Genomic DNA, 23,981 nt, shown 5'->3' with positions numbered 1-23,981 from the left:
TGCTCACACGTCGGTGGTCGGGTGCCGGATGGTCGTTCCGGGCAATGGATCTCCGGATCAGTGACGGATCGGGGTCGCCGTGTACTTCATGTCGAGGAACTCCTCGATGCCCACGCGGCCGCCCTCACGGCCGAGGCCGGATTCCTTGACACCACCGAACGGAGCGGCCGGATTCGACACGATGCCGGTGTTCACCCCGACCATACCGGCTTCGAGCGCAACCGACAGGCGAGCGCAGCGGTCGACGTCCTGGCTGAAGAAGTACGCGACGAGGCCCCACGCGGTGTCGTTGGCGAGTGAGATCACCTCGTCGTCCGCGGCCGGGTCGAGGGGATTGTCGGCGTCGCCGAACGGGATGATCGCCGCGACCGGGCCGAAGATCTCGTTGCGCACCAGGTCGGCGTCGAGTCCGACCCCGGTCAGCACCGTGGGCGGGTAGAAGTAGCCGGGACCTTCGGTGGCCTGCCCACCGCACGCGACCGTGGCGCCCTTGGACACCGCGTCGTCGACGAGCGAGGAGACCTTCGCAACGGCCTTCGGCTCGACGAGGGGCCCGACCTGCGTGCCCTCGGCTGCGCCGTCGCCGACCTTCAGAGCGGCCATCTTCGCCGTGAACGCCTCGGTGAACTCGTCGATCACGCTGCGATGCACGAAGACCCGGTTTGCCGCGGTGCACGCCTGACCGGTGTTGCGCATCTTGGCCAGCATGAGACCGTCGACGGCACGGGCGATGTCGGCGTCGGCGCACACGATGAACGGGGCATTGCCGCCGAGCTCCATCGAGGTGCGCATGACGGTCCCGGCGGCCTGCCGCAGCAACGTCTTCCCGACCTCGGTCGATCCGGTGAAGCTGACCTTGCGGGCGAGTCCGCTGTCCATCCATTCGGTGACCACCGTCGACGGATTCGTGGTGGTCACGACGTTGAGCACGCCGGCGGGCAGACCCGCCTCGACGAGGATGTCCGCCAGCAGGAGGGTGGTCAGCGGGGTGAGCTCCGCGGGCTTGAGGACCATCGTGCAACCGGCGGCGACGGCAGGCCCGATCTTGCGGGTCCCCATGGCCAGCGGGAAGTTCCACGGTGTGATCAGGATGCACGGACCGACCGGCTGCCTGCTCACCACGATGCGATGGCCGCCGTCGCCGGTGGTGGTGTGGTCACCGCCGATCCGGACGGCCTCCTCGGCGAACCACCGGAAGAACTCGGCGCCGTAGGCGACCTCGCCCTTGGCCTCCGCCAGCGGCTTGCCCATCTCGGCGGTCATCACGGAGGCGATCTCGTCGACCCGGTCCATGATGAGTTCGTATGCGCGGTAGAGGATCTCGCTGCGACGGCGCGGTGAGGTGGCCGCCCACTCGGCCTGATGCGCGGCCGCGGTCTCGAGTGCGCGGCGGGCGTCGGTGGCGTCGGCGTCGGCGACCCGGGCGAGCACCTCGCCGGTCGCCGGGTTGAGCACGTCGAACCGGTCGCCCGCGGCGGCCGGAACCCATTCACCGTCGATGAACAGGTCGGTGCGGATGGACGAGATGGCGTCGGGGACCTGGTGGGTGGCGATGGCCGTCATGGTCGGGCTCTCCTCGGTTCTTCGGTGGTCTGTCGGGGTTCTGATGTGGCGGTGAGCAGTTCGGCGAGGTGGACACCGCGGACCTCGCGTGCGCCGGCGAGTCCGTCGTCGACCGTGGCGAGGTGTTCCACCGCCATCGCGCAACTGAATCCGTCGGTGATGACGGGACGATGCGGGTCGTCGCGCAGCGCCGGGGCGAGCCCGTTCTCCGCGACGGCCATGCTGACCTCGTAGTGTCCCTTCTCGAAACCGAAGTTACCTGCCACGCCACAGCATCCGTCGGCGGAGTGCACGGTGACACCGAGCGCTTCGAGAGCGGCGGTGCCGGTGCGGGCGCCGAAGACCGCGTACTCGTGGCAGTGGGTCTGGAGGGTGACCTCGTCGGGTAGCGCCGGCGGTCGCCATCCCGCGTCGAGCAGGGTCGGGAGGTATGCGGCGAAACTCCGGACCCGCGCCGCCACGCGACGAGCGCTGTCGGTGGGGACGAGTTCGGGCAGGTCCTTGGCCAGTGCGGCAGCACAACTCGGCTCCGGCACCACGATGGGACGGTCGGTGCCGTCGTCGAGAGTCGCAGCGGTGCGTCGAAGTGTCCGGCGGGCCTTGTCCAGCTGGCCGGTGGAGATCCAGGTGAGCCCGCAGCAGTTGTCGGCCGAACAGCCCACCTGGTCACCCGTCGCGCCGAGTACCTCGGTGACCGCCGATGCGACCTGGGGGCGGAAGGCGCGGGTGAAGGAGTCGACGAACAGGATCACCTGCGAGGTCGGGGACACCGGCGCGAGTGCGTCGAGATGGGTCCTACGGACGCGGCGGGTCGAGAACGACGGCATCGTCCGGCGCGGATCGATGCCGCCCGCGCGTGCGGCGAGACCGCTGATCTTCGACGACAGCGCGCGATTGACCAGTGGTGCCGCGATCCCCGCCGCCGCCAGCCACGCCGGCATCCAGCCCAGCGAGTAATGCGACAGCGGGCGGATGCGGCGACGGTAGTGATGGTGGAGGAACTCCGACTTGTAGGTCGCCATGTCGACGCCGGTCGGGCAGTCCGTCGAACATGCCTTGCAGGACAGGCACAGTTCGAGGGCTTCGGCGACCTCGGGGGATCGCCATCCGTCGTCGATCGACGGCGCGGTGCGCACCATGTCCTGCAGGACACGGGCACGACCCCGCGTGGAGTCCTTCTCATCGCGGGTCGCCCGATAGCTCGGGCACATGACACCGGTGGTGTCGGCCCGGCACCGGCCGACGCCGATACAGCCCTGAACTGCATGGACGAAGGGGTCCAGGAGCGGCAGGTCGGTAGAACCAGCCCGGAGATGCGCCCCTGAGGGAGTCGTCGAGGACGTGGTGTCGTCGACGCCGCTGCTGAGGGCGGATTTCGGGGGCTTGTTTCGGGAACCGTGGCCGAGGTGGAACGCGGTGGGCCAGGCCCGGCGCGGGACATCGGCGAGAGCGAGGTCGGCGGTGATCGACGGTGGGTCGATGATGCTGCCCGGGTTGAGGGTCCCGGCCGGGTCCCAGATCGACTTGAACCGCGCGAAGGCCGCCATCATCGCGGGTGAGTACATGATCGGGAGCAACGCCGAGCGGGCGCGTCCGTCGCCGTGCTCCCCGGACAGCGAACCGCCATGACGGACAACCAGTTCGGCGGCCGCGGTGCAGAAGTGCTCCATCACGGCGCGTCCCTCGGGCGTGCGCAGGTCGAACGTGATGCGCACGTGCATGCACCCGGCGCCGAAGTGGCCGTACATCACGCCGGTCAGGCGGTGATGGTCGAGCAGTTCGGCGAAGTCGTCGAGGTAGTCGGCCAGGCGCTCGGGGGCGACCGCCGCGTCCTCCCAGCCGGGCCAGGATTCGTAGTTCCCGCCGATGCTCTCGTCGTCGGGGTCGGCCAGTCGGGACGACAGTCCGGCGCCGTCCTCACGGACGCGCCACAGGGCCCTGCGCCGCACCGGGTCGTCGACGACGGTGGCGCCGATCATCCGGCCCTGCCCACGCAGGTGGTCGAGGAGGCGCTTCGCGGTCGCGGGGACGTCGTCTTCCCCTTGCGCCGCAGCGCTTTCGGAGTCGACGTCGATGAACAACCAGGCCGAACCCTCGGGGAGTCCGGCGACGGTGTCCCGGCCGCGGCGCGCGGCCATCGTCGCGACGATCTTCCGGTCGATGCCCTCGATGGCCGACGGCGAGAACGGGAGGATCGCGGGTACGTCGCGAGCGGCGTCCGACGGGGAGTGATAGGCGACGCAGAGCAGGAGCTGGGAGGTCGCGACCGGAACGAGCCGCACCTTGGCCGACACCACGATTGCGCATGTCCCCTCGCTGCCGACGAGTGCACGCGCGACGTCGAAACCGTTCTCCGGCAACAGTCGTGCGAGGTGGTAACCCGAGACCTGACGCGGGATGGTCTCGAGTTCCGTGCGCAGGATCGCCAGATTGGCGGCGGCGAGATCACCGAGGGAGGCACTGATCTCGGCTGCGCGGGCGACCGCGGCGGCGTCGCCGGGGTCGGTGGCGTACAACCCGTCCCGGGTCGCGGTGAGCAGGACACCGTCCGCGGTGACGAGGTGGAGCTCGATGACGTGGTCACTGGTACGTCCGTACCGGACCGAGTGGTTACCGCAGGCGTCGTTGCCGATCGCGCCGCCGAGTGTCGCCCGCGACGCCGACGAGGGGTCGGGTGCGAAGGTGAGCCGGCCGCCGGTCGCTGCACGGGCACGTGCCGCCAGCGTGGTCAGCACGATGCCCGAACCGGCCACCGCGCTGGAGGTCTCGGCGTCGATCGACAGCACACGGTCGAGGTGACGGGACAGGTCGATGACGACGCCATCGCCGATGGCGTTGCCCGCCATCGATGTACCGCCACCGCGCACGACGACCGGGACTCCCAGGTCGTGACAGCGGGCCACGATGGTGGCGACCTCACGCGCGGACCGCGGGAACGTCACGGCCAGCGGCGGGATGCGGTAATTCGAGGCGTCGTAGGAGTATTCGGCCAAGCGTCGAGGCGACGCGTCGGCATCGATGCCGAGGTCGGTGAGTTCGACCGCGATGTCCACCGGCCTAACCCAGTGCGGCATGCAACGCTGCGCCGAACCGTGCGACGCCGAGGTCGATCTCGTCGGCGGTCACGACAAGGGCCGGGATGAGTCGGACGACGTTGGCCGAGGGTCCGCAGGTCAGCGTCAACAGACCCTGGGCCGTGGTGGCCTGCTGCACCGCGACGGCGGCAGCGGCGTCGGGCACGGTGTTGCCCGCGGCGTCGGTGGTGATGAACTCGATGCCCGCCATCAGACCGAGTCCGCGGACGTCGCCGACGCCCGGGAATCGTGCACACACCTCACGCAGGCCGGCGAGCATCTGCTCGCCGCGCACGCGGGCGTTCTCCACGAGTCCCTCGGCCTCGATGACCTCGAGGGTCGCGATGGCAGCCGCCGCGGCCACGGCATTGCCGCCGTATGTACCGCCCTGCGAGCCCGGCCACGCCTTGCTCATCAGCTCGGTCGGCGCGGCGATCGCCGAGATCGGGAAACCGGAGGCCAGGCCCTTTGCGGTGATGATGATGTCGGGAGTCAATCCCTCGGCGTGCTGGTGGCCCCAGAACCTGCCCGTGCGACCGAAGCCGGCCTGCACCTCGTCGAGGATGAGCAGGATGCCGTGTCGGTCGGCGCGTTCGCGCAGCCCTTGGAGGAAGCGAGGCGGAGTCGGCAGGTAACCGCCGTCGCCGAGGACGGGTTCGATGAGGAACGCGGCGGTGTCGTTGGGGGCGACGCGCGACTGCAGGAGGTAGTCGAGCTCGCGCAGCGCGAAGTCGACGGCGGTGTCGGTGTCCCAGCCGTAGCGGAAGGCATAGGGGAACGGCGCCATGTGGACGCCGCTCATCAACGGGGAGAAGCCGGCCGAGAATCGCGTCCCCGCCGTGGTCAGGCTCGCCGCGGCCACCGTGCGGCCGTGGAATCCGCCCTGGAAGACGATGATGTTCGGCTTGGCGGTCGCCATCCGGGCGAGACGAATCGCGGCTTCGACAGCTTCCGAACCGGAGTTGGCGTAGAAGACAGAGTCCAGGCCCGCCGGGAGGACCGCACCGAGACGTTCGGTCAGCTCCAGCAGCGGCGGATGCAGAACGGTCGTGTACTGGGCGTGGATCACCTTGGCGCACTGGGCCTGTGCGGCCGCGACCACATGCGGGTGGCAGTGACCGGTGCTGGTGACCCCGATGCCCGTGGTGAAGTCGAGGTAGTCGCGGCCGTCGGTGCCGTGAATCCAGGACCCCAGGGCATGGTCGACGACGACGGGCGTCGCCTGTTTGAGCGCAGGACTGAGCGAGGCGGTCTGATGGGTGCGGGTGGGGGAGTCAACGCCGGCAGTCATGGGTACACCGTGACGGGAGATCGTACGATTGTCAACAATGTGACAGTCAGCGGTGGTGGGGGTCCTTTCGATACGGCTCCTCGCTGCGCTCGTCGCCTACTCAAGGAGCGGGAGGGCTCCGTTGTCAACCGGAGGTCCGGCTTGGAGGTTGAGCCGGTAGCGAGCGGAGCGAGCCACCGCGTCGAAACCTCGCGCCACGCTGGTTGAGCCGGTAGCGAGCGGAGCGAGCCACCGCGTCGAAACCTCGCGCCACGTTGGTTGAGCCGGTAGCGAGCGGAGCGAGCCACCGCGTCGAAACCTTGAGCCGGTCGGTGGGGTGTGGTGGCGGGCGGGTTTCGACGCGACGCCTCGCTTCGCTCGGTGTCGGCTCAACCGGCATTGGGGTTGCTCGGTGTGTGAGTTTCGGCGCGTCGCCTCGCTTCGCTCGGTGTCGGCTCAACCGGCATTGGGGTTGATCGGTGTGCAAGTTTCGACGCGACGCCTCGCTTCGCTCGGTGTCGGCTCAACCGGCATTGGGGTTGTTCGGTGTGTAAGTTTCGACGCCTCGCTTCGCTCGGTGTCGGCTCAACCGGCGTGGGGTTGCTCGGTGTGTGAGTTTCGGCGCGACGCCTCGCTTCGCTCGGTGTCGGCTCAACCGGCGGGGGGTTGCTCGGTGTGGCAGTTTGGTGTCTCGGCTCGTGCCTACTCAAGGAGCGGGGAGTGCGTCGTCCACTCGACGAGTGCAGAGGGATCGGGGTTACGGTGGCCGTATGAGCACCCGACGACCGGTCCTCGCGCTCCTCGGTGCCCCAGGTGTCGCGCCGCCGCCGAACCTCGACCAACTCGCCGACCTCGCCGAGATACGTCATTGCGTGGCAGACGATCTCGCGCAAGTCCTACCCGGTGCGGACGTGTTGGTGTTGTGGGACTTCTTCTCTCGCGCGCTCGCCGACAACTGGGGTGACGCGACGTCGGCGCTGCGCTGGGTGCACGTCTGCGCGGCCGGGGTCGACTCGTTGCTCTTCGACGAGTTGACCGCCTCTGACGTGGTGGTGACCAACGCGCACGGGGTCTTCGACCGGCCCATCGCGGAATTCGTTCTTGCCTCGATCCTCGCGCGCGACAAGCGTTTACACGAGTCGATGGCCCTGCAGCGCGATCATGTCTGGAAGCATCGCGAGACGGTCGGCACGTCTCGGGGTTCGGTCCTCGTGATCGGCACCGGCGGGATCGGTCGTGCCACCGCGCAACTACTCCGTGCGGTGGGGATGCGGGTCGTCGGTGGAGGGCGGACCGCGCGGGAGTCCGACCCCGACTTCGGTCGGGTCATCCCCACCGCCGAGCTCGCCGATCACGTCGGCGACTTCGACAACGTCGTCACCATCGCGCCGCTGACCTCGCAGACCGCTGGGATGATCGACGCTCGAGTGCTCGCGGCGATGAAGCCGGGAGCGCACCTGATCAACGTCGGCCGCGGGGAGCTCGTCGACGAGCCGGCGCTCGTCGAGGCGTTGCGCGCGGGGCACCTCGGGGCGGCCTCGCTCGACGTGTTCGCCACCGAACCGTTGCCCGCCGACAGTGAGCTGTGGGATCTTCCCGGTGTCGCGATCTCGGCGCACATGAGCGGCGATGCCCTCGGCTGGCGCGAGGCGCTGGCCGAACAGATCCTCGACAACCTGCGCAGATATGTCGGCCTGGAGGCTTCTGCGGACGGTGCCGCGCTCGCCGAGACGCTGGTCAACGTCGTCGACAAAGAACGCGGCTACGTAACGGCCACACTTCGACAGGGCGGATGACGTCGCCGCGGCCCTGCCGATAGTAGGCTGTAGCGCGATGACCACCGTCTATTTCCTGATCGCCGCCGTGGCACTCGCGGGTGCGGGCGTCCTGTTGTGGCTCGACCGGCAGCGGTCGAGCGTCGCGCGACACCAGCGTGCGGTCTGGGGGGACGAGCACGAGTTCAAGTTCCGCGAGACGGACACCAAGCTGCGCAAGGTGTTTCGCCGGGCGACGATGAACGTCCCCGATCATGTCGAGGTCCGCGACGTCGCGTACGGCCGCTACGGCGGCGTGGAGACCGTCGTCTTCGATCTCGCCGAGACCGCGACCGTGATCGCCGTCCGCCGCTCCTCGCCCTCGCCCGTCGTTGTGGACCTGCGTCACGAGGATGTGCTGGCTCCGGCCGAGGAGGACGTCGAACTCCTCGGTGCGATGGGGCCGCGAGTCATGTTCTCCAACAACCTCGACGTCGCGCGCCGTGTCTGCGACCGGCGGATGGTCGCGCTGGCCAACAAAGCCCCGGCGTTCGTCGAAGTGCTGTGGAACGAGGGCAACTGGGCGCTCGGTTCGCTGCCGTTGACCAACGACCCCGCGACACTCAACACCGGCCTCGAGGTGGTTCGTCGTTTCGCCGACCTGCTGCGTGTTCTCCCGCCGGTGCGCGAACCCGAGGACTCGCCGGACCCTCGCGATCCACACGGACCCACGCGCGCCGAACTCGCCGACGAGAAGACCGAGTCGATGCGCGACAAGCGTCGTCGCCAGGCTGCGGCGGCTCCCGCTACGGAGGCTTCTGCGGCAGCCAGGCCGAGCGCGCCGCCGGTCCGCAAACCGCCGGCGACAGGTGCAGCGCAGACGACGACCGGCCGGGGCATGGCCCCGATGCCCGTCCGCGGTTCCGGCTCGCGGAAGCCGGAGGATTCGCGTCGCCCAGACGACACGGGCGATCGCTCCAACCGTCACCGCAGCTGATCCGACAGGGCTGATCTGACGGTGTCGCGGACACCGTAGGGTAATCGTCATCCAGTGCACACCGGCCCACGGCCGGCGAGTTCGAGAGTGAGTAGTCGCATGTCCTCGTCAATCCCGGTTTCCGACGACACGCCACCCCAGGTCGACTCGGCGGGCCGGGCACGACTCGCCGAACTGGTCCGCGAACTCGCCGTCGTGCACGGCAAGGTGACGCTCTCCTCCGGTAAGGAGGCCGACTACTACGTCGACCTGCGCCGCGCCACCCTGCATCACGAGGCCTCTCGGCTGATCGGCCGGCTGATGCGCGAGCTCACGGCCGACTGGGATTACGTCGCCGTGGGCGGATTGACGCTCGGCGCCGACCCGGTCGCGACCTCGATCATGCACGCCGACGGCCGCGACATCGACGCCTTCGTCGTGCGCAAGGCCGCCAAGGCCCACGGTATGCAGCGTCGGATCGAAGGACCCGACATCGTCGGCCGCAATGTGCTCGTCGTCGAAGACACCAGCACCACGGGTGCTTCGCCGTCGACCGCGGTGGAGGCCGTGCGCGAGATCGGCGGCAACGTCGTCGGTGTCGCCACCGTCGTCGACCGTGCGACCGGTGCGGACGCCGTCATCACCGGGCTGGGCGTGCCCTACCGCTCGCTGCTCGGGCTGAGCGATCTCGGCCTTGCCTGACGCGCTCGACCCAGACGCCGGGGTCGCCGGTCCCACCGAGTGGGTCACCGGACCGCCGGTGGGTGTAGGCGCGTGGTCCGTCGAACATCCCGACGAGCCGATCCCGGACGACGAGCGCCTCGACCCCGAACTGCTGGCGAACGGGGACACCCGCAACGTCGTCGACGCGTACCGGTACTGGAAGCGCGAGGCGATCGTCGCCGACATCGACTCGCGTCGCCACCCACTACACGTGGCGATCGAGAACTTCGCCCATGACGCCAATATCGGCACTGTGGTGCGCACCGCGAACGCCTTCGCCGTCGCGGCGGTCCACATCGTCGGGCGTCGTCGATGGAACCGTCGTGGTGCGATGGTCACCGACCGCTACCAGCACCTCATGCACCACGACACGGTCGGGGACCTGATCGACTGGGCTCGGGGCGAGGGGCTGGCCGTGGTGGCGGTGGACAACACCCCTGGGTCACGGCCACTGGAGACCGTGGAACTCCCGCGCGAGTGTGTGCTGCTGTTCGGCCAGGAAGGTCCGGGCGTGAGCGACGACGCGCAGCGGCAGGCGGACATGACGGTGTCGATCGCCCAGTTCGGATCGACCCGCAGCATCAATGCGGGTGTCGCGGCCGGGATCGCGATGCACGCGTGGGTACGCCAGCACGCCGACCTCGGTGACGCCTGGTAGCGGACCTCGATACCGGTTCGCGCCTCCGCAGTGGGGGCCTACTCGGCCGGCGGGGTGGTGGCCGGGTCCTTCGACGGGGCCAGCGGCTCCTCCTCGACGACACCCTTGCGCGACCGCAGGATGCGCTTGACGATCTCCGAGATGATCGGCAGCACCGACACCAGCACGATGATGATGAAGATGTAGTCGACGTTGTCGCGGATGAACTCGATCTGCCCGAGGAAGTATCCGAGCAGTGTCACACCCACGCCCCAGGCCACCGCGCCGACGATGTTGTAGGTCAGGAAGACGGCGTACCGCATGCGGGCAGCGCCGGCGACCAGCGGTGCATAGGTCCGGACGATCGGGACGAAGCGGGCCAGGATGATCGTGACCGGGCCGTGCTTCTCGAAGAACTCGTGGGCCTCGTCGATGTAGGCCTGTTTGAGGACCTTCGCGTTCGGTGTGAACAAGGTGTAGCCGAGTTTCTTGCCGATCCAATACCCCACCTGGTCGCCCAGGAACGCAGCGATCGGGATGGTGACCAGCAGCACCCACAGCGGCGCGAAGGGCTCGATCTCCGCCGACTTCGCCGCGACGATCAGGCCTGCGGTGAAGAGCAGGGAATCGCCCGGGAGTAGCGGGAACAGGAGCCCCGACTCGATGAATACCACCAGCAGCAGACCCGCCAGCATCCAGGTGCCGAACGAGTTGAGCAGGTTGACCGGATCCAGGAATCCCGGCAGAAGAGCCAGGTTGGTGGTCGTGGTGGCAAGTGCTGAGTCGATCACGGGATCCCAGAGTACCCACGAATGCGACCTGGGCAGAATCTCGCGAAATCGACGACGACGAATCGCGCCGGGATCGGGAGCGGGGCGTGCGACCGGTTCGGCGGCACGAGACGACTTCACCGGATGGTCCCGCCCCGCCATCCCGACCGGTCCGAACTAAGCTCTTCGCATGACGTCCGGTTCGTCGAACGACCCCTCCCAGCACCCCTCCGCAGACCCCGACGACACCGCGGACGTGATCGTGGTGGGCAGCGGGTTCGGTGGCGCCGTCTCGGCATTGCGGCTGGCCGAGCAGGGTCGGCGCGTGCTGGTGCTCGAACAGGGTCGTCGGCACTCGCCCGAGGATCTCCTCGCCGCCCGCACCGACCCGCGCAAGTACCTGTGGATGCCGGAGCTGGGGCTGAAGGGCTTCTTCTGGCAGCGGGTGCTGCGACACGTCGGCATCATCGGCGGCGCCGGTGTGGGAGGCGGCAGCATCGTGTGGGCCGGCGTACTCCTGGAACCCAAAGAGGAGTTCTTCACCGACCCCGCCTGGCCCGAGGTGGCCGACGGATGGCGCGCCCAGCTGACCGCGCACTACCGCACCGCCGCCCGCATGCTCGGACGCGAGACGACGCGGTTCGTCGGCGAGATGGACCGCCACCTCGAGACCACCGCGGAGAAGATGGGCGCAGGACAGACATACGGCCCCACGCCCATGGCGATCTGGTTCGGTGCGCCCGGTGAGGAGGGCGTCACCGTCCCCGACCCGTTCTTCGACGGCGAAGGCCCGGATCGCACCGGGTGCCGGCTCTGCGGAGCCTGCCTGATCGGCTGCCCGTACGGCAGCAAGAACACCCTGGACCTGAACTATCTGTGGCTCGCCGAGCGCCGGGGAGTCCGGATCAGCCCGGACACCCGCGTCGAGACCGTGGCCGCGATGCCGGAGGGCGGATACGAGGTCCGCACCGCCGACGGTGAGGTCCTGCGCGCGGCCGAGGTGGTGCTGGCCGCGGGCGTGCTGGGCACGGTCGAGTTGCTGTTCCGCTCCCGCGAGCAGGGGCTGCTGCCGCACGTCTCGCCCCGATTGGGTCACGGGGTGCGCACCAACTCGGAGGCCATCACCGCGGTTCTCGCCGACGATCCGAACGCCGATCTCACCCGAGGCCCGACCATCTCCAGCGAGTTCTATCCGGACGAGGCCACGCACGTCACCCAGAACCGGTACGTCGGCGGTTGGCACATGCGTCTGCAGCTCGGCCCGCTGATCGATGGTGAGGTCCCTTCCCGGCGACGGCGCGCGGCGCTGGCGGAGCTCGGCCGCCACCCGTTCCGGCAGCTCCGGCTGATGACCGCGCGCAACTTCATCGAGCGCCTGAGCGTGTTCACGGTGATGCAGAACGTGGAGAACGAGATCCGCCTGGTGATGGACCGCTCCCCGGTCACGCCGTGGCGGCGCGTCCTGCGGTCTCGAACCGGTGGGGCCGCCCCGGCCCCGAGCTACCTGCCGCAGGCCAATGAGGTGGCCCGGCGATTCGCCGAATCGGTGGGCGGCCGGCCGCTCAACCTGCTGCTGGAGAGCGTGGGCGGCAAGTCCATCACCGCACACGTCCTCGGCGGGGCCGCGATGGGGACCGACGCCTCCGACGGCGTGATCGACACCGACCACCAGGTGTTCGGCCATCCCGGCCTGTACGTGGTGGACGGCTCGTCGATCCCGGCGAACGTGGGTGTCAACCCCAGCCTGACCATCACCGCCATGGCCGAGCGGTTCGCCGCCCGCTACAGTGCCCGCCGGACCTCGTCACCCGACCACACCTCGAGCATCGGAGCACAGTGATCACCACCCTGCCCACGTCCCTGGGGCGCCTGCGCACCCTGTTCTCGGAGACGTCGCCCCCGACCACGCTGCCCGCCCCCGGCGACTACCTCATCACCTTCGTGGGACCGGCCCCTCTGAAGGCGGTGGCGCCGCGGGCGATCGCGCTCGGCGGGATGCGGGGCTGGCGCGGGAAGCGGTTCGCCGCCGATGGTGACGCCGTCAACCTGGTCGACGACGCCGACGGCTCCCTCCGCGAGCTGATGCCCATGCAGGTGACGCTCGAGCCCTCATGGCTCGACGGCCGGCCGGTCATCGTGTGTTCATACGGGCAGGACGGACCGATGCCGTGGCGGTGGGTCCGTGACGAGTTCCGGGCACTCGACGACCGCCGGCTGCTCGGGCTGACCTTCGCCGGCGGCCGGTGGTCCGCGCGGATGGCCGCGCCGTTGCTGCTCACCCGCGCCTGAGCCGAGGACGGTGCAGGTCCGGGCGCGAATCCGGGCGCACCCGCAACTGTGGCACCTGCCATACTGAGGGAAGTCCGGCCGCGGGAAGTCCGGCTGCTCGCCACGGAGAACAACCGACGGCGAGAGAACCCGAACACCAGAGCACATCAACACCCTGGAGGATTCGTCGATGCCCATTGCAACCCCGGAGCAGTACGCCGAGATGTTCGACAAGGCGAAGAAGGGTGGTTACGCATTCCCCGCGATCAACTGCACCTCGTCGTCGACCATCAACGCCGCGATCAAGGGCTTCGCCGACGCCGGCAGTGACGGCATCATCCAGTTCTCGACCGGCGGTGCCGAGTTCGGTTCGGGCCAGGGCGTCAAGGACATGGTGACCGGCGCCGTCGCACTGGCCGAGTTCGCGCACGTCGTCGCCGCCAAGTACGACGTCCTCATCGGCCTGCACACCGACCACTGCCCCAAGGACAAGCTGGACACCTATGTGCGCCCGCTGCTCCAGATCTCGCAGGAGCGCGTCGACGCCGGCCGCAACCCGCTGTTCCAGTCGCACATGTGGGACGGCAGCGCCGTGCCGCTCGACGAGAACCTCGAGATCGCCAAGGAACTCCTCGCCAAGGCGGGCGCCGCCAACATCATCCTGGAGATCGAGATCGGCGTGGTCGGCGGTGAAGAGGACGGCGTCGAGAACGAGATCAACGACAAGCTGTTCACCACCCCCGAGGACTTCGAGAAGACCATCGAGGCCCTCGGTGCCAGCGACTCGGGCAACCGCTACCTGCTCGCCGCGACCTTCGGCAACGTTCACGGCGTCTACAAGCCGGGCAACGTCAAGCTGCGTCCCGACGTGCTGAACACCGGGCAGGAGGTCGCCGCCAAGAAGCTGGGTCTGGCCGACGGCGCGAAGCCCTTCGACTTCGTCTTCCACGGCGGCTCGGGCTCGCTGAAGAGCGAGATCGACGAGGCGCTGAGCTACGGCGTGGTGAAGATGAACGTCGACACCGACACCCAGTACGCCTACACCCGTCCCGTTGCCGGCCACATGTTCGGCAACTACGACGGCGTCCTCAAGGTCGACGGCGACGTGGGCAACAAGAAGGTCTACGACCCGCGCAGCTGGTCCAAGAAGGCCGAGGCGAGCATGAGCGAGCGCGTCGTCGAGGCCTGCAACGACCTCAAGTCGAACGGCAAGTCGCTGACTGCCTGATCGTCTGACACACGATTCTGCCCGCACCCGGAAGGGTGCGGGCAGAACTGTTCTCCGGGGTCGAGGGGAGAGGTGAGGCGGCCGCAACCGGCGTCAGGAGGTCAGCAACCCGACCATCACCGCAACCGCCAGTGCGATCATCACGAGCGCGGCGACGACGACCGCCGGATCGGTGCGCGAACCTGACCCGGTGCGGGAACGCGCATCGGTGTCCCCGAGATGTGCCGGCCGGATACGCCGCGACGGGCCGCCCGAAACCGGCGGCGGCGTGGGTCGTCGAGGAGTGAAGTAGGCCGGGACGTCCGAGGACTGCTCCCCGGACTCCGGCCGGCCTTCCTGCCGGTCCGATCGCGGGGCGTGGGGCGGCGGAGGGGATGTGGTCGACGGGGGACCCCACCCCTGACCGCCGGTCACGTGGGGTTACACACCTTCCAGGCATCACCGTCGCGCTGCAGGTTCAGCGTCACGGTCTCGGGTGTCTCCGGCGAGCTCGTGTGCACCGCGACGACCTCGACCACTGCCAGGTCGCCGCCCTCGACGACCCGGACGGCGTTGATCGCCTGCGTCTGGACGAGCTCGTTGCGGGCCTTCTGCGCGTCGTAGGTCTTCTGGTAGGCGGCGTCGTCGAAGTCCGTGTAGAAGGCGTGCAGCTCGCCACACGTCACCGACCGCAGGGTCTCGAGATCGCCCTCGTACAGCGCGGTTGTGTAGTCCAGCGCCACCTCGGCGGCCTCGTCGGCCGGCGGGGTCGCCGTCATGTTCTGGTAGGCGAAGATGCCGCCGATGGCCGCCACGATCACCACGAGGAGCGCGACGACGGCGATCAGCGGACCCTTGCCGCGTTTCTTGGTGGTCTTCGACGGCTTGCTGCCGGGGATGACCTGAGGCTGGTGGGTCGTGGTCGTCCACTCGCCGGTCGACGACGGGGCGACCGCGGGCTCCGGGACGGTGTCGGTGCGCTCATCCGTCGCCGGCGACTTCGTGCCCGCAGCGGTCGCACCGGCAGCCGCGGCCCCGGCGGCCGCCGCCGGGATGACCTTCGTGGCGGCGTCCGAGTCGGACTCGTCTTCGGGCACGTCCTCCGACGCGGCGCTCGACTCATCAGAGTCTTCGGCAGTCGGCGGCAGCACGATCGCCTCGGTGGGTGCCTCGCCGGACGGCGCCTCTTCGTCGGTCGCGGTGTCCTCGGCTCCGGTGTCCTCGGTTCCGGTGGCCTCGACCTCGACGGGCTCGTCCGACGCGGCCTCGTCCTGGACCTCCGTCTCGGTGGGTTCGGCGGTCTCGGTGAGCTCCGCGGTCTCGGCGGCAGCGTCTCCGGCGGGCTCGGTGGCGGCCTCGTCGGATTCGGTGTTCTCGTCTTCGGTTGCCGCAGTGGAGGTTTCGGCTTCCCCGTCAGCGGCTGCGTCCACCGCTTCGGGTTCGCCGGTCTCGTCCTCGACGGAGGTGTCCTCGTCGGACTCGTCGGTGCTCGACACGGCAGCACCGGCGGCTGCTGAGCCCGCTGCGACGGCGGCGACGGTGGCGCCAGACTCGTCGGCGTCCTCCGCTTCCCGGGTCTCCGATGCACCGGACTCAGCCGACTTCTCTGTGCCCGGCTTCTCTTGGTCAGACTCCTCTGCGCCCGACACCTCTGCGCCCGGCACGGCGGACTCGTCGTCGTCCGCTGTGGTGGCCTCCGCCTCCGCCGCAGACGCGCTCGCCGGGTTTTCGACGGCTTCGGCTTCGGTTTCGGTCTCGGGCGCCGCAGTCGCGTCGATGTCGTCGAGATCCTCGAGTTCGCTCGGGTCGGGAAGGTCCTCGCGGCGGATCACGGTGGTCTTCGAATCGCTCGGACCCAGACGGGCGGGCTTGCTCGTCGGCGCGGCCGGGGTCTCTTCACCGCTCGTGCCCGCATCATCGGCTCCGAGCGGATCGATCGTGTCCAGATCCTCGAGATCCTCGGGTGACGGGAGATTGTCCCGACTGATCACCTGGGTGGCGCCGTCGATCCCGCGTCCGCCCTTCGGCTTCGGTGCCTTCGCAGGGCGGGGCGCGTCAGTAGCGTCGGTGCCGGTGGCCGCCGCCCCGTCGGCCTTGTTTCCGTCGGCCTGGTTCTCGGCGGTGTCGTTCTGGGTGGGATCGTCCACGGTTGGCTCGTGGCCCTCTCTGCTGGTGCTCCGGTTCCCGGCGTCCTCGCCGGTCGGAACATTATCCGGGGTGGTGTCTGCGATGTCCGTGTGAGACCCGGAATCCTGGCCGGACTCCCTCTTCGGCCCGGGAGGACTCAACGGGTCGGTGCCCGGTGTGTGGCCGGTCCGCCGCGCGCGACGTTCGTCCCGGACCTGGCGCAGCGTCGAGAGTGCCTTGGTGACAGCAGTTCTCGGCCCCTCTGATCGAGCCATCGACTGATCACCCCGCATTCTTGCCCATCGCATGGTTTCGGTCCGGCCGCCGAGTGACTCGGTGACAGGACCGATTGCGTCATTCACCCTAGCGAATCGCCGGCCGGTCGAGCACTAGGGCGTTCGGTCGATACGGTCGCCTCCGCGGTCACGATGCTTGAATGGGTACATGACGTCATTCGGAGATCTCCTCGGCCCGCAACCGGTTCTGCTCACCGGCGACGACGACGCCGAGTCGGACCTGCTCAACGGGGCTGTCCCCGCCGAGGTCGCGGCCGCCCATCCCACGGCCTCCATTGCGTGGGCATACCTCGCCGAGGCGGCGCTCGAGACCTCGACGGCTGCCGGTGAGGCGGGTGACACCGGCGCGGTGATCGCGGCCTACGCCTACGCCCGGACCGGCTACCACCGCGGCCTCGACCAGCTGCGCCGTCACGGATGGAAGGGCTTCGGTCCCGTCCCGTGGAGCCACGAACCCAACCGCGGCTTCCTGCGGTGCGTCGGCGCGCTCGCGCGCGCCGCCGAATTGATCGGCGAGGAGGACGAGCATCTGCGTTGCCTCGACCTCCTCAACGACAGCGACCCCCGGGCGGCCGCCGAGCTCGGCCTGGTCTGAGCGACCCGCGACCCGTCGAATGCCGGCAGCCGCGAGCGGTTCGTATCCGCGCCGGGTCTACGACTCCCTGCCCGGGACCGTCAGACGACGCCTTCGGCGTCTGAAGATATCTCTCGTCCCGATCGTCCAGTGCGCGCTGGCCGCCGGGGTGGCGTGGTGGATCGCCATCCACGTCTTCGCACATCCGGACCCGTTCTTCGCACCCATCGCGGCTGTCATCTCGCTGGGACTCGGTCTCGGACGCCGATGGCGTCGATCGGTCGAACTCGTCGGCGGTGTGGCGATCGGCATCCTCGTCGGCGACCTCTTCATCGGGGTGGTCGGTGAGGGCGCCTGGCAGATCATGGTCGTCGTCGTCCTGGCCATGTCGCTGGCTGTCGTGCTCGACGACGGTCTGCTGATCCCCATGCAGGCGGCGTCGTCGGCCGTCCTGGTCGCGACCCTGCTGCCGCCCGGCGGTGTCGCCGGGTTCCACCGCGCGATCGACGCGCTGATCGGCGGGGTTGTCGGGATAGTGGTGGCTGCGTTGTTCCCGGTCAACCCGGCCAATCGGGCGCGGGAGGACGCAGCGGGCGTCTTGCTCACCATCCGAAACGCGGCGCGGTCGGTCGCCGCGGGTCTGCGCGACGGGGATGCGGAGACGATAGCCGCGGCGCTCGAGGCCGCACGCGGGACGCAGACGGCCATCAACAACATGCGCACCGACATGACCGGCGGCCGGGAGGTCACCCGGATCTCGCCGCTGTACTGGGGTTCGCGTGACCGTCTCGACCGGCTCGTGAGAACCGCGGACCCGATCGACAACGCGGTCCGCAACTTCCGGATCATCGCCCGTCGGTCCCTGGCCGTCACCCAGCGCGGTGAGCGGGTCCAGCCGGCGATCATCGAGATCATCGAGGACGTGGGCGGAGCGTTCGAGGTTCTCCGGGAGATGATGCTGGCCGACCCCGGTGAGGACCCCGACCCCGTGGAGGCCGCGCGCGTCATCCGCTCGATCGTGCGCAAGGCGCCCACCGACCTGGCCGTGAACAGCCATCTCTCGGAAGCCGCGCTGCTCGCAGAGGTCCGCTCGTTGCTCGTCGACCTGCTGATGATCGCGGGGTTGCGCCGGTCGTCGGCTCTGGCGACCCTGCGGAGCTGAGGCCGCCCGCCGGGCACGGTGGGCTGTTGCCACATATGCGAACTTGTGCATATATTGACCGCCATCATGGGTCATTCACATTCGCATTCCCACACCCCCGGGACCGGTGCCGCGGGGGAGCGGCGGCTGTGGCCGATGGTGCTGGCGGTGGCTCTCATCGGCGGGTTCTTCGTGGTGGAACTCGTCACCGGCATCGTGGTGAACTCCCTCGCCCTGATCGCCGACGCCGGGCACATGCTCACCGACGTGGTCGCGCTGATCATGGGGCTGATCGCGTTGCTCCTGGGCCGGCACGGCCGTACCACGGACACCCGCAGCTTCGGGTGGCATCGCGCCGAGGTGTTCACGGCCGTCGCCAACGCGGTCCTGCTCATCGGGGTCGCGGCCTTCGTCCTGTTCGAGGCCATCGAGCGCATCGGCAACGATCCTCAGGTTCCCGGCCTCACGCTGATCGTCGTGGCACTGCTGGGTCTGGCGGTGAACCTCGTCGTCATGCTCCTGCTCCGCGCAGATGCGCAGGAGTCCATTGCCGTCCGCGGCGCCTACCTCGAGGTCCTGGCCGATGCGGTCGGCAGCGTCGGGGTCCTGATCGCCGGCATCGTCGCGCTGACCACCGGGTGGGGTTACGCCGACATCGTGGTCGCGGTCCTCATCGCCCTGTGGGTGGTGCCGCGGGCACTCCGGCTCGCCATCGACGCGCTGCGCATCCTCAATCAGCAGGCGCCCGCGCACGTCGACGTGGAGGCGCTGCGTGCCGACCTCGCCGGTATCCCCATCGTCGATGACGTCCACGACCTGCATGTCTGGACCCTGACCACCGGGATGGACGTGGCCACGGTGCATCTCGGCAGCAGCCGCCCGAACGCCGAGGTGCTCCCGGCGGCGCAGGCCGTCCTGGCCCGTCACGGACTCGAACACGCCACCGTTCAGGTGGACCCGAACGACGATCAGCGACGATGTCGTGACGAGATGACGTGGTGAGCCCGCGTCGCTGAACCCACAATGTCGGTTATGCCTTAAATTCCCGGCATGGAACGACGCGACTTCCTCGCGGTCCTCGCGGCCGGCACGGTGGGGGCCCTGAGCGCGAGCACCGTGACGGGGTGCGCCTCGCCGGTCCCGGCCGCCGAGATCACCCCGTCCGGCACTCCGCTTACGCTGCCCACCTCGCCGGCCGGCCCGCCCACGCCGGCCTTGTCCCGTGCCAGACTGCTCCCGCCGGCCGTGGGAACCCGTCGCCCGCTGCCCGCCGAGCCGATCACGCGACTGCCGGGCAAGGGCAGGCACATCGCCCTCACGGTCGACGACGGCGCCAGCTCCGAGGTCATCGGGGCCTACGTGGAGTTCGCCCGTGACACCGGTGCGCGGTTCACGTTCTTCGTGACCGGATCGTTCGACGGGTGGACCGATCACCGCGCCGAGCTGGCCCCGCTCGTCGAATCCGGGCAGATCCAGCTCGGCAACCACACCTGGACCCATCCCGCTCTCACCGAACTCTCGGCCAAGGGGATCGCCGACGAACTCGGACGGACGAAGCGGTTCCTGAAGAAGAACTTCGGCGTCGACGGCACGCCGTACTACCGACCACCCTTCGGCTACCGCAACGCGGCGGTCGACGCGGTGGCCGCCGACCTCGGCTACACCATGCCGACGCTCTGGTACGGCTCTCTCTCGGACTCCGGCCTGATCACCGAGAGGTACCTCGTGCAGTGCGCACGCAAGTACTTCCGGCCGCAGACCGTCGTGATCGGCCACGCGAACCACGACCCCGTCACCAAGGTCTATCCCGAGCTGGTCGAGATCATCCGCCGCCGGAAGCTGCGCATGGTGACGCTCGACGACTATTTCGCGTCCTGACCGCCACGACAGCGGACCCCGCCGATGCAAGCCGGGCGGGGACTTGCGCTCACGCTGATTCGTAGTCGTCGACACCAGGCGCCTCGCCGCTACCGTGAGCCGGTCATGGCCTCATCTCTGCGGACTTCCGCCTCCCCCACGGTTCACGAGACCGACGCCGAGCGCCGCAAGCGACTCCGTACGGTCGTGGCCGCGAGTCTCCTCGGCACGACGGTCGAGTGGTACGACTTCTTCCTCTACGCGACCGCCGCGAGTCTGGTGTTCAACACGCTGTTCTTCCCCGACCAGAGTTCTTTCGTCGGGACGCTGCTGTCGTTCGCGACATTCGCGGTCGGATTCGTCGTGCGACCGATCGGCGGAGTGATCTTCGGGCACATCGGCGACCGGATCGGACGCAAACGCACCCTCGCGATCACGATGGTCATGATGGGCGTCGCCACCGCGCTGATGGGTGTGCTGCCCACGGCCGCGTCGGTCGGCGTGATCGCCCCGATCCTGCTGTTGCTGCTGCGCATCGTGCAGGGTTTCGCGCTGGGCGGGGAGTGGGCCGGCGCCGTCCTGCTGTCGGTGGAGCACAGCCCGAACGGCAGAAGAGGTCTCTTCGGCAGCATCCCGCAGATCGGGCTCGCCCTCGGTCTCGCGCTGGGCACGGGCGTGTTCGCACTGCTCCAGGTGGCGCTCGACGACGACGCGTTCCTGACCTACGGCTGGCGAATCGCCTTCCTCGTGAGCATCGTGCTCGTCGTCATCGGATTCGTGGTGAGGCTGAAGGTCGACGAGACCCCGGCGTTCGCCGAGGTGGCCGAACTCGCCCAGAAGTCGACGGCACCGATCCGCGAGGTCGTGCTCCCGCCGAACACCCGCAACACCGTGCTCGGACTGCTCGCCCGCTGGGGTGAGGGGTCGGCATTCAACACCTGGGGCGTGTTCGCGATCGCGTACGCGACGAGCGAACTCGACATGGAGAAGGTTCCGGTCCTGGTGGCCGTGACCATCGCCTCGCTGGTGATGGCCGTGCTGCTCCCGGTGTCCGGGCTCCTCACCGACCGGTACGGCGCCAAACCGGTCTACCTCGCCGGTATGACCGCCTACGGGCTGTCCGTCTATCCCGTGTTCGCGCTCTTCGGCACCGAGAACCTCGTCTGGTTCACCGTCGCCCTGGTGATCGTGTTCGGCCTGGTCCACGCTCTCTTCTACGGTGCCCAGGGCACGTTGTTCGCGAGTCTGTACCCGACGCAGGTCCGCTACACGGGTCTGTCGGTGGTCTACCAGTTCTCCGGTATCTACGCCTCCGGGCTGACCCCGCTGATCCTGACCGCACTCATCGGTGCGGCCTCCGGGTCGCCGTGGGCGGCCGCCGGCTACCTGGTGCTGACCGCGGTGATCAGCGTCGTGGCCTCCTCGTTGATCCGTCGCGAGGACCTGCACCTGACCACCGGGAAGGACGCCGTCGCCGAGTCCGCCGGAGATCCCACGCAGACGCCGGTCCCGGTCGGCTGAGCCGGCCCGTCAGGGGCGTACGAGCAGCAGATCGGTGACGTGGCGGTAGAACGTCGACCGCTTCAGTACGCGCTCGTTCACGACGCCCTCGCGTTCCACCACGATGTTGGTGCCGCCCGTCTGCACCGCCCGGCCGGCGACCCACCGTCCCGGCAGCAGCCAACGCTCGACCTGGGCGCGCAGACCGGGAGCCTCGAGGGTGGGTTCGATGAGGACCGAACGCACCTCGCCGTCGAAGAGTCGTTCGCTGTCGACGTAGGACTCGCCGTGCAGTTTGGCGCCCTCGGCGCCGAGATGACGGGCACTGCCGAAGATGACCGTCGCGGCGTCGTCGCGGATGAGCGGCACCGGGCTCGCGGTGCCGTTCTCAGCCAGCTGACGGGCGGCCGGCCCGTGTGGGAGGCGGTACCGGCGCGTCGCCGGGGTGCCTTCTGCCGAGACGTATGCGACTTCCACGTCGAGACGTTCGGTGGCCATGAGGGCGGCCACGACCTGCCCGAGGAAGGTGTCGTTCTCCTCGGCGACGGTGGGTGCGAACCGTTCGGCGACACGGGGTTCGACGATGAGGCGGGTGACGGCCGCATCGGACAGGGCGTCGGTCACGGCGGCACGGATCGTCTTCTTGTCGTCGGCGCGACCGGCTTGGGTGATCAGGGCGAAAGGCACGCGGATAGGGTATCGGGGGCTTCGACACAGTAGTGTTGGTGAGGTTTGTTCTGATCAGTTCAAGCGCGCCACACGAAGGAGTACCTGAATCATGGCCGCGATCGTGCTTATCGGCGCCCAGTGGGGCGACGAGGGCAAAGGGAAGGCCACCGACCTGCTCGGCGGCCAGATCAACTGGGTTGTCCGGTATCAGGGCGGCAACAATGCCGGCCACACCGTCGTACTCCCGTCAGGTGAGACCTTCGCCCTGCACCTCATCCCGTCGGGCATCCTGACCCCCGGCGTGCAGAACGTGATCGGCAACGGCGTCGTCGTCGACCCGGGTGTGTTGCTCACCGAGCTGGGCGGACTCGAGGACCGCGATGTCGACACCTCCGGCCTCCTGATCTCGGCCGACGCGCACCTGTTGATGCCGTATCACGTGGCCATCGACAAGGTCACCGAGCGCTTCCTCGGCAACAAGAAGATCGGCACCACCGGCCGCGGCATCGGTCCCTGCTATCAGGACAAGATCGCCCGCGTGGGTGTCCGGGTCGCCGACGTCCTCGACGAGAAGATCCTCGCCCAGAAGGTCGAGGCCGCGCTCGAACTGAAGAACCAGATCCTGGTCAAGATCTACAACCGCAAGGCTCTCGATCCGGCGCAGGTCGTCGACGAGGTGCTCGGTCAGGCCGAAGGATTCAAGCACCGGATCGCCGACACCCGGCTGCTGCTCAACCAGGCGCTCGAACGCGACGAGACGGTGCTCCTCGAAGGATCGCAGGGCACGCTGCTCGACGTCGATCACGGCACCTATCCGTATGTGACCTCGTCGAATCCGACTGCGGGCGGCGCTGCTGTCGGTGCGGGTATCGGCCCCAACAAGATCACCACCGTCCTGGGCATCCTGAAGGCGTACACCACGCGCGTCGGCTCGGGCCCGTTCCCGACCGAACTCTTCGACGAGCACGGTGCCTACCTGGCCAAGACCGGTGGCGAGGTGGGCGTGACCACCGGCCGCGCCCGACGCTGCGGCTGGTTCGATGCGGTGATCGCGCGATATGCGACCCGAGTCAACGGCATCACCGACTACTTCCTCACCAAGCTCGATGTGCTGTCGAGCCTCGACACCGTGCCGATCTGTGTGGCCTACGAGGTCGACGGCGAGCGCATCGAGGACATGCCGATGACCCAGACCGGGTTCCACCACGCCAAACCCATCTACGAAGAGATGCCCGGCTGGTGGGAGGACATCTCCCAGTGCAAGACCTTCGAGGATCTGCCCAAGAACGCGCAGAACTACATCCTGCGACTCGAAGAGCTGTCCGGTGCGCACGTGTCGTGCATCGGTGTCGGACCGGGCCGCGACCAGACGATCGTTCGTCGCGCCATCGTCTGACCTTCGATACGCCCCTCCGCAAGCTCCGGGGCTACTCGGGGCTCCGATGTCAAGCGGTGGTCGGGGTTGCTGGCTGAGCCGCCGCGTCGAAATCTCGCGCCATGCTGGTTGGGTCGGTGGGTGGGTGTGGCAACCGGGTTTCGACGCGACGCCTCGCGTTGCTCGGTGTCGGCTCAACC

20 protein-coding genes are annotated in these 23,981 nt (G+C 68.8%); 13 read left to right on the top strand and 7 right to left on the bottom strand.

Going from position 1 to position 23,981, the window contains the following annotated elements; translation table 11 throughout:
* Window positions 1-57: 57 nt before the first annotated feature.
* Genes BPODLACK_RS10890 through BPODLACK_RS10880 form a run of 3 tightly spaced genes read right to left on the bottom strand, consistent with a single transcriptional unit; the run spans window position 58 to window position 5,928 of the window.
* Window positions 58-1,563 (bottom strand): NAD-dependent succinate-semialdehyde dehydrogenase, encoded by a 1,506-nt coding sequence (locus BPODLACK_RS10890; protein WP_159405266.1) that lies wholly within the window; start codon window positions 1,561-1,563, stop codon window positions 58-60.
* Entirely contained in the window at window positions 1,560-4,637 is a 3,078-nt protein-coding gene (locus BPODLACK_RS10885; protein WP_159405265.1) for an FAD-binding and (Fe-S)-binding domain-containing protein, read from the bottom strand. Before BPODLACK_RS10885 ends, BPODLACK_RS10890 begins: the two co-directional genes overlap by 4 nt.
* The gene (locus BPODLACK_RS10880) at window positions 4,621-5,928 is read right to left on the bottom strand and encodes an aspartate aminotransferase family protein (RefSeq protein WP_159405264.1); all 1,308 of its coding nucleotides are present in this window, start codon (window positions 5,926-5,928) and stop codon (window positions 4,621-4,623) included. Before BPODLACK_RS10880 ends, BPODLACK_RS10885 begins: the two co-directional genes overlap by 17 nt.
* A 749-nt stretch (window positions 5,929-6,677) precedes the next feature.
* Here BPODLACK_RS10880 and BPODLACK_RS10875 point away from each other — a divergent pair.
* The 4 genes from BPODLACK_RS10875 (at window position 6,678) to BPODLACK_RS10860 (ending at window position 10,018) form a co-directional block, all read left to right on the top strand.
* Window positions 6,678-7,703, top strand: a complete 1,026-nt coding sequence (locus BPODLACK_RS10875; protein ID WP_159405263.1) for a D-2-hydroxyacid dehydrogenase — start codon at window positions 6,678-6,680, stop codon at window positions 7,701-7,703.
* Between the two features lie 37 nt (window positions 7,704-7,740).
* The gene (locus BPODLACK_RS10870; protein WP_159405262.1) at window positions 7,741-8,658 is read left to right on the top strand and encodes a hypothetical protein; all 918 of its coding nucleotides are present in this window, start codon (window positions 7,741-7,743) and stop codon (window positions 8,656-8,658) included.
* 99 nt (window positions 8,659-8,757) lie between these two features.
* Window positions 8,758-9,339 carry an orotate phosphoribosyltransferase gene (pyrE, locus tag BPODLACK_RS10865; RefSeq protein WP_159405261.1) on the top strand — a complete coding sequence of 194 codons (582 nt, stop codon included), beginning with the start codon at window positions 8,758-8,760 and terminating at the stop codon, window positions 9,337-9,339.
* Entirely contained in the window at window positions 9,332-10,018 is a 687-nt protein-coding gene (locus BPODLACK_RS10860) for a TrmH family RNA methyltransferase (RefSeq protein ID WP_159405260.1), read from the top strand. The genes pyrE and BPODLACK_RS10860 overlap by 8 nt, the downstream gene beginning before the upstream one ends.
* A gap of 38 nt (window positions 10,019-10,056) precedes the next feature.
* Here BPODLACK_RS10860 and BPODLACK_RS10855 read toward each other — a convergent pair whose 3' ends face one another.
* Window positions 10,057-10,788: a VTT domain-containing protein gene (locus tag BPODLACK_RS10855; protein ID WP_006438111.1), complete on the bottom strand. Its 732-nt coding sequence runs from the start codon at window positions 10,786-10,788 to the stop codon at window positions 10,057-10,059.
* Window positions 10,789-10,957: 169 nt separating this feature from the next.
* Here BPODLACK_RS10855 and BPODLACK_RS10850 point away from each other — a divergent pair, with 169 nt between their 5' ends.
* The 3 genes from BPODLACK_RS10850 to fbaA all read left to right on the top strand — a co-directional run bounded on the left by BPODLACK_RS10850 (window position 10,958) and on the right by fbaA (window position 14,263).
* Window positions 10,958-12,607: a GMC oxidoreductase gene (locus BPODLACK_RS10850; RefSeq protein ID WP_159405259.1), complete on the top strand. Its 1,650-nt coding sequence runs from the start codon at window positions 10,958-10,960 to the stop codon at window positions 12,605-12,607.
* Window positions 12,604-13,056: a hypothetical protein gene (locus tag BPODLACK_RS10845; RefSeq protein ID WP_159405258.1), complete on the top strand. Its 453-nt coding sequence runs from the start codon at window positions 12,604-12,606 to the stop codon at window positions 13,054-13,056. Before BPODLACK_RS10850 ends, BPODLACK_RS10845 begins: the two co-directional genes overlap by 4 nt.
* 169 nt (window positions 13,057-13,225) lie before the next feature.
* Window positions 13,226-14,263: a class II fructose-bisphosphate aldolase gene (gene fbaA / locus BPODLACK_RS10840; RefSeq protein ID WP_006360991.1), complete on the top strand. Its 1,038-nt coding sequence runs from the start codon at window positions 13,226-13,228 to the stop codon at window positions 14,261-14,263.
* Window positions 14,264-14,356: 93 nt separating this feature from the next.
* Here fbaA and BPODLACK_RS10835 read toward each other — a convergent pair whose 3' ends face one another.
* Both BPODLACK_RS10835 and BPODLACK_RS10830 read right to left on the bottom strand, forming a co-directional pair.
* Window positions 14,357-14,677, bottom strand: coding sequence for a hypothetical protein (locus BPODLACK_RS10835; RefSeq protein WP_159405257.1), 321 nt, complete (start codon window positions 14,675-14,677; stop codon window positions 14,357-14,359).
* Window positions 14,674-16,389, bottom strand: a complete 1,716-nt coding sequence (locus tag BPODLACK_RS10830; protein WP_316249305.1) for an Rv0361 family membrane protein — start codon at window positions 16,387-16,389, stop codon at window positions 14,674-14,676. The genes BPODLACK_RS10835 and BPODLACK_RS10830 overlap by 4 nt, the downstream gene beginning before the upstream one ends.
* A gap of 424 nt (window positions 16,390-16,813) precedes the next feature.
* On the opposite strand from BPODLACK_RS10830, the gene BPODLACK_RS10825 reads away from it, so the two are divergent.
* The 5 genes from BPODLACK_RS10825 to BPODLACK_RS10805 all read left to right on the top strand — a co-directional run bounded on the left by BPODLACK_RS10825 (window position 16,814) and on the right by BPODLACK_RS10805 (window position 21,758).
* Window positions 16,814-17,260 (top strand): DUF3151 domain-containing protein, encoded by a 447-nt coding sequence (locus BPODLACK_RS10825; protein ID WP_005197899.1) that lies wholly within the window; start codon window positions 16,814-16,816, stop codon window positions 17,258-17,260.
* A 19-nt stretch (window positions 17,261-17,279) separates the two neighbouring features.
* The gene (locus BPODLACK_RS10820; protein ID WP_159405255.1) at window positions 17,280-18,401 is read left to right on the top strand and encodes an FUSC family protein; all 1,122 of its coding nucleotides are present in this window, start codon (window positions 17,280-17,282) and stop codon (window positions 18,399-18,401) included.
* Window positions 18,402-18,467: 66 nt separating this feature from the next.
* Complete coding sequence (locus tag BPODLACK_RS10815; protein WP_159405254.1) at window positions 18,468-19,382, top strand: cation diffusion facilitator family transporter; 915 nt, start codon at window positions 18,468-18,470, stop codon at window positions 19,380-19,382.
* A gap of 48 nt (window positions 19,383-19,430) precedes the next feature.
* Window positions 19,431-20,258: a polysaccharide deacetylase family protein gene (locus BPODLACK_RS10810; RefSeq protein ID WP_159405253.1), complete on the top strand. Its 828-nt coding sequence runs from the start codon at window positions 19,431-19,433 to the stop codon at window positions 20,256-20,258.
* Between the two features lie 105 nt (window positions 20,259-20,363).
* Window positions 20,364-21,758, top strand: coding sequence for an MFS transporter (locus BPODLACK_RS10805; RefSeq protein ID WP_159405252.1), 1,395 nt, complete (start codon window positions 20,364-20,366; stop codon window positions 21,756-21,758).
* A 9-nt stretch (window positions 21,759-21,767) separates the two neighbouring features.
* Here BPODLACK_RS10805 and BPODLACK_RS10800 read toward each other — a convergent pair whose 3' ends face one another.
* Window positions 21,768-22,424 carry a hypothetical protein gene (locus BPODLACK_RS10800; RefSeq protein WP_159405251.1) on the bottom strand — a complete coding sequence of 219 codons (657 nt, stop codon included), beginning with the start codon at window positions 22,422-22,424 and terminating at the stop codon, window positions 21,768-21,770.
* Window positions 22,425-22,515: 91 nt separating this feature from the next.
* On the opposite strand from BPODLACK_RS10800, the gene BPODLACK_RS10795 reads away from it, so the two are divergent.
* Window positions 22,516-23,802 carry an adenylosuccinate synthase gene (locus BPODLACK_RS10795; protein WP_159405250.1) on the top strand — a complete coding sequence of 429 codons (1,287 nt, stop codon included), beginning with the start codon at window positions 22,516-22,518 and terminating at the stop codon, window positions 23,800-23,802.
* The last annotated feature ends 179 nt before the right edge of the window (window positions 23,803-23,981 follow it).

The sequence above is a fragment of the Gordonia sp. YY1 genome (assembly GCF_009872315.1).
GTDB classification, from domain to species: Bacteria; Actinomycetota; Actinomycetes; order Mycobacteriales; family Mycobacteriaceae; genus Gordonia; species Gordonia amicalis.
The sequence above is the reverse complement of the archived record's forward strand: the minus strand, read 5'-3'. Positions and strand labels throughout refer to the sequence as shown.

Excerpts from the sequence above, each read along its gene's own strand:
- BPODLACK_RS10820 (WP_159405255.1), top strand. The coding sequence starts at position 17,280 with ATGCCGGCAGCCGCGAGCGGTTCGTATCCGCGCCGGGTCTACGACTCC.
- BPODLACK_RS10850 (WP_159405259.1), top strand. The coding sequence starts at position 10,958 with ATGACGTCCGGTTCGTCGAACGACCCCTCCCAGCACCCCTCCGCAGAC.
- BPODLACK_RS10825 (WP_005197899.1), top strand. The coding sequence starts at position 16,814 with ATGACGTCATTCGGAGATCTCCTCGGCCCGCAACCGGTTCTGCTCACC.
- BPODLACK_RS10810 (WP_159405253.1), top strand. The coding sequence starts at position 19,431 with ATGGAACGACGCGACTTCCTCGCGGTCCTCGCGGCCGGCACGGTGGGG.
- BPODLACK_RS10890 (WP_159405266.1), bottom strand. The coding sequence starts at position 1,563 with ATGACGGCCATCGCCACCCACCAGGTCCCCGACGCCATCTCGTCCATC.
- BPODLACK_RS10870 (WP_159405262.1), top strand. The coding sequence starts at position 7,741 with ATGACCACCGTCTATTTCCTGATCGCCGCCGTGGCACTCGCGGGTGCG.
- BPODLACK_RS10880 (WP_159405264.1), bottom strand. The coding sequence starts at position 5,928 with ATGACTGCCGGCGTTGACTCCCCCACCCGCACCCATCAGACCGCCTCG.
- BPODLACK_RS10815 (WP_159405254.1), top strand. The coding sequence starts at position 18,468 with ATGGGTCATTCACATTCGCATTCCCACACCCCCGGGACCGGTGCCGCG.
- BPODLACK_RS10875 (WP_159405263.1), top strand. The coding sequence starts at position 6,678 with ATGAGCACCCGACGACCGGTCCTCGCGCTCCTCGGTGCCCCAGGTGTC.
- BPODLACK_RS10885 (WP_159405265.1), bottom strand. The coding sequence starts at position 4,637 with ATGCCGCACTGGGTTAGGCCGGTGGACATCGCGGTCGAACTCACCGAC.
- BPODLACK_RS10805 (WP_159405252.1), top strand. The coding sequence starts at position 20,364 with ATGGCCTCATCTCTGCGGACTTCCGCCTCCCCCACGGTTCACGAGACC.
- pyrE (WP_159405261.1), top strand. The coding sequence starts at position 8,758 with ATGTCCTCGTCAATCCCGGTTTCCGACGACACGCCACCCCAGGTCGAC.
- fbaA (WP_006360991.1), top strand. The coding sequence starts at position 13,226 with ATGCCCATTGCAACCCCGGAGCAGTACGCCGAGATGTTCGACAAGGCG.
- BPODLACK_RS10795 (WP_159405250.1), top strand. The coding sequence starts at position 22,516 with ATGGCCGCGATCGTGCTTATCGGCGCCCAGTGGGGCGACGAGGGCAAA.